The 936-nt window shown below is 39.7% G+C and carries 2 protein-coding genes; both read left to right on the top strand.

All coding sequences use genetic code 11. The annotated features are described in order from the left end of the window. On the top strand, positions 1-306 hold a 306-nt coding region (locus tag KCO92_RS07235; protein WP_247598974.1), incomplete at its 5' end, for a recombinase family protein. Next, positions 281-936, top strand: a 656-nt coding sequence (locus KCO92_RS07230) for an RNA-guided endonuclease InsQ/TnpB family protein (RefSeq protein ID WP_210647488.1), incomplete at its 3' end; no start/stop codon positions are given. The genes KCO92_RS07235 and KCO92_RS07230, both read left to right, overlap by 26 nt.

Genomic DNA, 936 nt, shown 5'->3' with positions numbered 1-936 from the left:
AAACTTCTTAACCTGATCCTAGAAAATCAAGTTAAAAGACTTGTTTTAACCCATAAGGACCGCTTATTGCGTTTTGGAGCGGAGCTAGTGTTTGCCATTTGCGAGGCTAAAGGCGTGGAGGTGATTATCATCAATCAAGGCGATGAAAATGTCCGCTTTGAGGAGGAACTCGCTAAAGATGTGTTGGAAATCATTACCGTGTTTTCTGCTCGGTTATATGGTGCACGCTCACGCAAAAATAAAAAGTTGCTAAACGAGATACAATGTGTGGTAGAAAACAATGTTTGCCCTAACCCACAAGATTGAACTACAGCCTAACAACAAAGCCCAAACCCATTTTAAAAAGGCAATGGGCTGTGCCAGACTTGCCTATAATTGGGGCTTGGCTAAGTGGAGAGAAAACTACAAAAACGGCATTAAATCTAACCACTTTGCCCTAAAGAAAGAATTTAACGCCCTTAAAAAAGAGAAGTTTCCCTTTGTCTATGAAGTTACCAAATACGCTACAGCACAGCCCTTTAACCACTTAAATCTAGCTTTTCAAAAGTTCTTTAAAGACTTGAAACTTGGCAAGGTCAGTTACCCCAAATTCAAAAAGAAAAGAGAATATCAAGGGAGTTTTTACATTGGGGGCGACCAAATTAAGGTTATTCAAGGTGGCACAAAGGATTATTTAAAAATCCCTAATTTGCCTAAAATCAAAATGACCGAGAAGCTACGACTTAGAGGTAAAATCAATGGGGCGACTATTACACAAAGAGGCTCTAAGTTTTTTGTTTCAATCCAAATGGATACCACACAAGAGGAGTTCAACTACACACACAAGCCCATAGTAAATAACCACACTCTAGGCATTGACACCGGCATTAAAGCGTTTGCTAGTCTATCTAATGGCTTACAGATACAAGCACCCAAGCCCTTAAATAGGCTGACAAG

Source organism: Helicobacter salomonis (assembly GCF_017979425.1).
GTDB classification, from domain to species: domain Bacteria; phylum Campylobacterota; class Campylobacteria; order Campylobacterales; family Helicobacteraceae; genus Helicobacter; species Helicobacter salomonis.
This window is presented reverse-complemented; position numbering and strand designations above follow the sequence as displayed.